The organism is Streptomyces sp. NPDC002867 (assembly GCF_053591895.1).
The window spans coordinates 19,854-27,118 of the sequence record NZ_JBSFUR010000062.1 but is presented as its reverse complement, the minus strand read 5'-3'; the positions used below and the strand labels follow the sequence as shown (position 1 = coordinate 27,118).

10 protein-coding genes are annotated in these 7,265 nt (G+C 71.1%); 8 read left to right on the top strand and 2 right to left on the bottom strand.

The features are described from left to right. From ACWD0A_RS31810 to ACWD0A_RS31795, 4 genes are all read left to right on the top strand, one after another. Window positions 1-530, top strand: a 530-nt coding sequence (locus ACWD0A_RS31810) for an Hsp70 family protein (RefSeq protein ID WP_451303758.1), incomplete at its 5' end; no start/stop codon positions are given. Then, the gene (grpE, locus tag ACWD0A_RS31805; RefSeq protein WP_451303756.1) at window positions 527-1,174 is read left to right on the top strand and encodes a nucleotide exchange factor GrpE; all 648 of its coding nucleotides are present in this window, start codon (window positions 527-529) and stop codon (window positions 1,172-1,174) included. The genes ACWD0A_RS31810 and grpE, both read left to right, overlap by 4 nt. Before the next feature lie 30 nt (window positions 1,175-1,204). Beyond that, the gene (dnaJ, locus tag ACWD0A_RS31800; protein ID WP_307714403.1) at window positions 1,205-2,383 is read left to right on the top strand and encodes a molecular chaperone DnaJ; all 1,179 of its coding nucleotides are present in this window, start codon (window positions 1,205-1,207) and stop codon (window positions 2,381-2,383) included. A gap of 1 nt (window position 2,384) precedes the next feature. Further along, a complete protein-coding gene (locus ACWD0A_RS31795) occupies window positions 2,385-2,855 on the top strand; it encodes a heat shock protein transcriptional repressor HspR (protein WP_177149732.1) in 471 nt (156 codons plus the stop codon). Between the two features lie 144 nt (window positions 2,856-2,999). On the opposite strand, the gene ACWD0A_RS31790 is transcribed toward ACWD0A_RS31795, so the two are convergent. Both ACWD0A_RS31790 and ACWD0A_RS31785 read right to left on the bottom strand, forming a co-directional pair. Beyond that, window positions 3,000-4,205, bottom strand: a complete 1,206-nt coding sequence (locus ACWD0A_RS31790; RefSeq protein WP_451303760.1) for an RNA polymerase sigma factor — start codon at window positions 4,203-4,205, stop codon at window positions 3,000-3,002. An 8-nt stretch (window positions 4,206-4,213) separates the two neighbouring features. Beyond that, window positions 4,214-4,621, bottom strand: coding sequence for a YciI family protein (locus tag ACWD0A_RS31785; protein ID WP_257537232.1), 408 nt, complete (start codon window positions 4,619-4,621; stop codon window positions 4,214-4,216). 264 nt (window positions 4,622-4,885) lie between these two features. On the opposite strand from ACWD0A_RS31785, the gene ACWD0A_RS31780 reads away from it, so the two are divergent. The 4 genes from ACWD0A_RS31780 to ACWD0A_RS31765 are packed head-to-tail and all read left to right on the top strand — an operon-like array spanning window position 4,886 to window position 7,206. Further along, window positions 4,886-5,149, top strand: a complete 264-nt coding sequence (locus tag ACWD0A_RS31780; protein WP_451303753.1) for a hypothetical protein — start codon at window positions 4,886-4,888, stop codon at window positions 5,147-5,149. Window positions 5,150-5,186: 37 nt separating this feature from the next. Continuing rightward, window positions 5,187-5,504 carry a hypothetical protein gene (locus ACWD0A_RS31775; RefSeq protein WP_177149729.1) on the top strand — a complete coding sequence of 106 codons (318 nt, stop codon included), beginning with the start codon at window positions 5,187-5,189 and terminating at the stop codon, window positions 5,502-5,504. Next, entirely contained in the window at window positions 5,501-6,166 is a 666-nt protein-coding gene (locus ACWD0A_RS31770; RefSeq protein WP_451303751.1) for a DUF5819 family protein, read from the top strand. The genes ACWD0A_RS31775 and ACWD0A_RS31770 overlap by 4 nt, the downstream gene beginning before the upstream one ends. Beyond that, entirely contained in the window at window positions 6,163-7,206 is a 1,044-nt protein-coding gene (locus ACWD0A_RS31765) for an HTTM domain-containing protein (RefSeq protein ID WP_451303749.1), read from the top strand. Before ACWD0A_RS31770 ends, ACWD0A_RS31765 begins: the two co-directional genes overlap by 4 nt. Window positions 7,207-7,265 lie beyond the last annotated feature (59 nt).

Sequence of the window (7,265 nt, the reverse complement as noted above, 5' to 3'; positions counted from 1 at the left end):
CGGCCCCGCGCGGCGTCCCGCAGATCGAGGTCTCCTTCGACATCGACGCCAACGGCATCATGCACGTGACCGCGAAGGACCTGGGCACGGGCAAGGAGCAGAAGATGACCGTCACCGGCGGTTCCTCGCTGCCGAAGGACGAGGTCGACCGCATGCGCCAGGAGGCCGAGCAGTACGCGGACGAGGACCACCGCCGCCGCGAGGCCGCCGAGACCCGCAACCAGGGCGAGCAGCTCGTCTACCAGACGGAGAAGTTCCTCAAGGACAACGAGGACAAGGTTCCCGCCGAGGTGAAGACCGAGGTCGAGACCGCCGTCGGCGAGCTGAAGGAGAAGCTCAAGGGCGAGGACACGTCCGAGATCCGCACCGCGACCGAGAAGGTCGCCGCGGTCAGCCAGAAGCTCGGCCAGGCGCTGTACGCGAACGCCGCCCCCGAGGGCGCGGCCGCCGGTGAGGCCAAGGCCGACGACGACGTCGTCGACGCCGAGATCGTGGACGACGAGAAGGACGCAAAGGGTGGTGCCGCGTGACGGAGGAGACCCCGGGCTTCGACGAGAAGCCCGACGTCCCCTCCGGCGCCACCCCTGAGGACGCCGCCGAGTCCGCCGAGTCCTCCGAGAAGGAGGGCCCGGCGGCCCCGGCAGGGGACGCAGCGAAGATCGCAGGCCTGACGGCGCAGCTGGACCAGGCCCGCTCGGCGCTCGGTGAGCGCACGGGCGACCTCCAGCGCCTCCAGGCCGAGTACCAGAACTACCGCCGCCGCGTGGAGCGCGACAGGGCCACGGTCAAGGAGATCGCCACGGCGACGCTCCTGACCGAGCTGCTGCCCGTGCTCGACGACATCGGCCGCGCGAGGGAGCACGGGGAGCTGGTGGGCGGGTTCAAGTCCGTCGCCGAGTCCCTGGAGACCGCCGCGGCCAAGATGGGCCTGCAGCAGTTCGGCAAGGAGGGCGAGCCCTTCGACCCGACCGTGCACGAGGCCCTGATGCACTCGTACGCGCCGGACGTCACGGAGACGACGTGCGTCGCGGTGCTCCAGCCGGGGTACCGCATCGGCGAGCGCACGATCCGCCCCGCGCGGGTCGCGGTGGCCGAGCCCCAGCCGGGCACGGCGTCGGCGGCCAAGGAAGAGAAGAAGGCCGACGAGGAGAGCGGTGGCCCGGACGAGGGCTGACGCACGACACGTCCGGGAGGAGGGACGTCGATGAGCACGAAGGACTTCGTCGAGAAGGACTACTACAAGGTTCTCGGCGTCCCCAAGGACGCGACCGAGGCCGAGATCAAGAAGGCGTACCGGAAGCTCGCCCGCGAGAACCACCCGGACGCCAACAAGGGCGACGCCAAGGCGGAGGAGCGCTTCAAGGAGATCTCCGAGGCGAACGACATCCTCGGCGACCCCAAGCGGCGCAAGGAGTACGACGAGGCCCGCGCCCTGTTCGGCAACGGCGGCTTCCGGGCCGGTCCCGGCGCCGGCGGCACGTTCAACTTCGACCTGGGCGACCTCTTCGGGGGCGCCCCGGGCGGAGGCCAGGGCGGCGCCGGCGGTTTCGGCGGTGGCCTGGGCGACGTGTTCGGCGGCCTGTTCAACCGGGGCGCCGGCGCGGGTGCGCGCACGCAGCCGCGCCGTGGCCAGGACATCGAGTCCGAGGTGACGCTCAGCTTCACCGAGGCCGTCGACGGGGCCACGGTCCCGCTGCGGATGTCCAGCCAGGCGCCCTGCAAGGCCTGCTCCGGCACCGGCGACAAGAACGGCACGCCCCGCGTGTGCCCGACGTGCGTCGGCACCGGCCAGGTCTCGCGCGGTGGCAGCGGATCCTTCTCGCTGACCGACCCGTGCGTGGACTGCAAGGGCCGCGGCCTGATCGCCGAGACGCCCTGCGACGTCTGCAAGGGCAGCGGACGGGCCCGCTCCTCGCGCACCATGCAGGTGCGCATCCCGGCGGGTGTGTCCGACGGGCAGCGCATCCGGCTGCGCGGCAAGGGCGCGCCGGGCGAGCGCGGCGGACCGGCCGGCGACCTGTACGTGGTGGTCCATGTCGATGCCCACCCGGTCTTCGGCCGCAAGGACGACAACCTGACCGTCACCGTGCCCGTCACCTACGCGGAGGCGGCGCTCGGCGGCGAGGTGAAGGTGCCCACCCTCGGCGGTCCCGCGGTCACGCTGAAGCTTCCTGCGGGCACGCCCAACGGCCGGACGATGCGCGCCCGCGGCAAGGGCGCCGTCCGCAAGGACGGCACGCGCGGGGACCTGCTGGTCACCATCGAGGTGGCCGTGCCGACCGAGCTCAGCGACAAGGCGAAGGAAGCGCTGGAGGCCTACCGCGAAGCCACCGCGGACGAGGACCCGCGGGCCGAGCTGTTCCAGGCCGCGAAGGGAGCATGACATGGAGGGCCGTCCGGGACGCAGTCGCAGCCCCTACGAACTGACCGACGAGTCGCCGGTGTACGTGATCTCGGTGGCAGCGCAGCTGTCGGGCCTGCACCCGCAGACCCTTCGGCAGTACGACCGCCTGGGTCTCGTCTCCCCCGACCGCACGGCCGGAAGGGGCCGGCGCTACTCGGCCCGCGACATCGAACTGCTGCGCACCGTCCAGCAGTTGTCGCAGGACGAGGGCATCAACCTGGCCGGGATCAAGCGCATCATCGAGCTGGAGAACCAGGTCGCGGCGCTCCAGGCCCGCGTCGCCGAGCTGTCGGCGGCCGTGGAGGGCGCGGCGGCGGCGATGCAGCAGCGTGAGGCGCAGGTCCACGCCTCCTACCGACGCGACCTCGTTCCGTACCAGGACGTCCAGCAGACGAGCGCGCTGGTGGTGTGGCGTCCCAAGCGACCCGACCAGGGCGGCAGATCGTCCTGAGCAGTGTGTGCCGAAAGGGCCGGAGAGCGCATGCTCTCCGGCCCTTTCGGGCTCTTAGTGGAGGGCCCGGGTACTCACTTCGAGGCCACCGCTCCGCCCATGGCGGCCGCGCCTGGTGCCGAGGGAAAATCCGGGCGCGACCGGTCAGCGACTCCGGCGGGCGTTGAGCCGGGCGGCCTGGCGCGTCAGGTGGTCGCGCTCGGCGAGGTTGGGTGCCCTTTGGGCCGCCTCGGCGTACAGCCGTGCCGCCGTCGCGAGGTCGCCGTCGCGCTCGTGGAGGTACGCCGCCACCGCCGCGTGGCGGGGCATGGGGTACCCCCTGCTCGAAGAGCTCGGGGAGGAGTCGTCCAGCGCCGCGAGCGCCGCCAGGCCGGCGCGCGGTCCGTCGGCCTCGCCGACGGCCACCGCGCGGTTGAGCCGGACGACCGGGCTGTCGGTCAGGCGCACGAGCTCGTCGTACCACTCGACGATCTGCACCCAGTCGGTCTCCTCGACGGTGGGTGCGTCGGCGTGGAGTGCCGCGATGGCGGCCTGGGCCTGGAACTCGCCCAGCCGGGCGCGGGCGAGGGCCGCCTGCAGGATCTCGACGCCCTCGGTGATCGCCTCGGTGTCCCACCGGCCGCGGTCCTGCTCGGCGAGCGGCACCAGGCTGCCGTCGGGCGCGGTCCGGGCGGCGCGCCGGGCGTGGTGGAGCAGCATGAGGGCGAGCAGCCCCGCCACCTCGGGGTGGTCGACCTGGGCCGCGAGCTGCCGGGTGAGCCGGATGGCCTCGGCGGCGAGGTCGACGTCGCCGGAGTAGCCCTCGTTGAAGACCAGGTAGAGGACGCGCAGCACGGTGGCGACGTCGCCGGGCTGGTCGAACCGCACGCCGGAGACGGTGCGCTTGGCCCGGCTGATGCGCTGTGCCATGGTCGCCTCGGGCACCAGGTAGGCCTGGGCGATCTGGCGGGTGGTCAGCCCCCCGACGGCGCGCAGCGTGAGTGCGACCGCGGACGACGGCGTCAGCGACGGATGGGCGCACAGGAAGTAGAGCTGGAGCGTGTCGTCCACCGCGGGCGCGGGCCCGGGCGCCGGCTCCTCGTCGACCAGGTCCTCACGCCGGCGGCGGGCGGCGTCCGCGCGGGTGGCGTCGAGGAACTTGCGCCAGGCCACGGTGACCAGCCAGCCCTTCGGGTCCCGCATGGGGTATCCCCTGCTCGAAGAGCTTGGGGAGAGGTCGGCCGGCCAGACGCGGACCGCCTCGACCAGCGCCTCCTGTACGGCGTCCTCGGCCGCCGCAAAGTCGGCTCCGCGGCGGACGAGGACGGCGAGCACGCTCGGGGTGAGGCTCCGGAGCAGGGCCTCGTCCATCGGTGAGGTCACTCCGTGATCGTGGGCGACACGCCGTAGAACGGGCGCAGCTCGAGCCACTCGTGGATCGGCTTCCCGCCCGCCCCGGGGGCGGCCGACAGTTCCCCGGCCAGCTCGACGGCGCGCTCGTAGCTGTCGACGTCGATCACCATCCAGCCGGCGATGAGGTCCTTGGTCTCGGCGAACGGCCCGTCGGTGACCGGCGGGCGACCCTCGCCGTCGTACCGGACCCATGTCCCCTCGGGGGCGAGCGCCTGACCGTCGACGAACTCGCCGGTCTTCTCGAGCCGTGCCGCGAAGTCGTTCATGTACTGCACGTGGGCCGAGATCTCCTCCGGCGTCCACTGGTCCATGGGCACGTCGTTGACCGCGGCCGGGGCGCCTCGGTAGTGCTTGAGCAGCAGGTACTTGGCCATCGTGCTTCTCCTCGGTGCTGGTACGACCCATTGTGGTCGCGTTCACCTCGGGGACGGAGCCGATCACGGTTTCTCGACATCGCCGTCCGAACTTTTTGGCTCTCGTGGACGAGCCCCCTTTTTCGCATGCCGGGGGCAGGGCGGCGCGGCAGGAAGGTGCCGGGCCGTGTGCAGGAAGCTGACATGAGCAACGGGTCCGACGCTGCTGTTCCGGTGGCATTGTTTTCCTCGTCAGAACGACCCGTCAGGTCAAGGGGGAAGCAAGTGAACGCGCAGTCCAGGCGTCATTCGGTTCGCGTCAGGTCGATCGTCGTCCTGGCCGTGTCCGCGGCCATCGTCTGGGGATCGACAGGTACGGCCGGTGCCACCGCGGAGCAGCGGTCCGTGCTGTCGGCGTCGATGCGCGGAAACGCTTCGCACGGCCTGGTGGGGCGGGCGCTCGAGAAATTCTGCGAGAAGCACACGGGCGACCGCAGGCTGCCACCGCCCATCGACCAGTTGTGCAAGCCGGTCAACGGTTGGCAGTGAACTGACGGACCGAGAAGAAGAACAAACGGGAGAAACAGTGAAGAAGGCAATTGCCGGTGCCGGTGTGGTTCTCGGCGGCGTCGCCGCCCTGCTCGCCATGCAGGCCCCTGCCCAGGCCGCGGCGCCGTCGGTGACCGCCTCCGCCGCCCAGAGCGCCGAGCCGAAGGCCGACATGAAGCCGATGTGGATCGGCTCCGTCGCCAAGGCCGCGGTCGTCCACGGCAAGGCGCTGGCCGGCACGCAGGCCATCCGCAGCCAGGTCGGCAACGTGGTCCGGATCGCGAGCCTCGGCTCCGCCCCGGCGGACACCACCAGCACGGGCGCGCCGACCGTCGAAGAGGTCTTCGACAAGTGACGAGTCATCTCGTGATCAGGAGGGTGGTGCTGCTCGGCGGCGCCGCCCTCCTGGGCCTTCACTTCGCTCTCGCCTCCTTCTCCCAGGCCCCCGCCACCCCGTTGAAGGTCCGCCACTTCGACAAGGTGAAGGGCTATCTGAACCCGTACTTCCTGCAGAACTGGATGCTCTTCGCGCCCGATCCCCTCGCCGACGACCGGGGCGTGCTGGCCCGGGCCCAGTGCCGGGACGGGAGCGTCACCGACTACCACGACGTCACCACTCCCTACGTGCGCGCGGCACAGGAGAGCAGGTTCTTCCCCTCCCGCATGTCACGGCTGGTCTCCGCGCCCATGCAGTCCATCAACGCGACCGACCCGCTGCTCGACCGGCTGCGGGAGAAGCACAAGGACGACCTCGCGAAGGACCAGAAGGACGCGAAGGGGAAGGTCCGCCTGATGCCCGAGGAGCAGAAGGCACAGGACAACGCGGTCCGCTTCCTCTCCCGTTACTCCCTGACCCAGATGCCCGACGCCTGCGGCGGTGACCCCCGGCGGATCCAGGTGCGCATGTACGTACGCGAACTGCCGCCCTGGTCGCAGCGCAACGCCCCGGCGAAGACCGGCAAGGACACGGTGCAGGTGCAGGACTTCGACTGGCAGAAGGCGGACGAACTGCGGTGATCACCTCACTTCGCGCGCGGCTGTGCGCCTCGGCGAGCCGTTCCCTGACCTCGCTCGACCGGCTCGGCTCGACACCGTTCGCCGTCCTGGGCGTGTCCGGCACGCGGGCCCTGCTCGGCTTCGTCGGCTTCATGTTCTACGCCTCGCAGTACGCCGACCGGCACTATCTCTTCGGCCCCTCGGGCGTCGAGTCCTGGAGCCGTTTCCTCACCGTCCTGGACGAGACGGGCACCTTCAGCCTCTACGCGGTCAGCACCTCGACGGCCTGGTTCGAGCTGGTCTTCCACCTCGGCATGCTGCTGGCGCTCGCCGTCATGCTGGGCGTCGGCGGACGGCCGGTGCTCGCCCTGCACTGGGTGTTCCTGTGGTCGGTGTACCAGCGGGACCAGTTCCTGCTCGACGGCGGCGACAACCTCGCGTACCTCGTCATCCCCATGCTGATGCTCACTCGCTGCTACGACCGGCTCTCCCTGACGAGCGGCCTGGCCGGGCGCGTCAAGGACCGGCTGCCCGCCGGCCTGCGCGCCGCGCAGAACCCGCTGCACAACCTGGGCGTGCTCGCCGTCGCGGTGCAGATCTGCCTCGTGTACGTCACCAGCGGCCTCTACAAGGTGCAGGGCAAGCTGTGGCAGGACGGCACGGCGCTCTTCTACATCATGCGCATCCCCGAGTTCGAACTCCCGGGATTCTCACGGCTGGTGTACGAGAACGACCTGCTGGTGATCGGCGGCACCTACGCCACCACCCTGTTCCTGGTCTACTTCCCGCTGGGCGTGCTCGTGCCGAGGCTGCGTCCCTGGGCGGCCGTGGCGTCGATCGGCTTCCACCTGTCGATCGCCTTCTTCATGGGGCTCACCGGGTTCGCCCTCACGATGGTGGCCTGCGACCTCATCTTCCTGAGCCGGCCGCTCGCCGCGGGGATCCGACTGGTGGACCGCGTCCGCGACCGCGTCGGGGCGTCCGTACGGGAGCGGGCCGGATGGCCGGAACAGTCCGCCGTGACGGCGGCGCGGACGGCCTCTGCCGAGAATGCAGGCTGACCGTCCGGGCGCAGGCGGCCGCGCCGCCCGCCCGGACGGGACGTACAACATGAACGGGA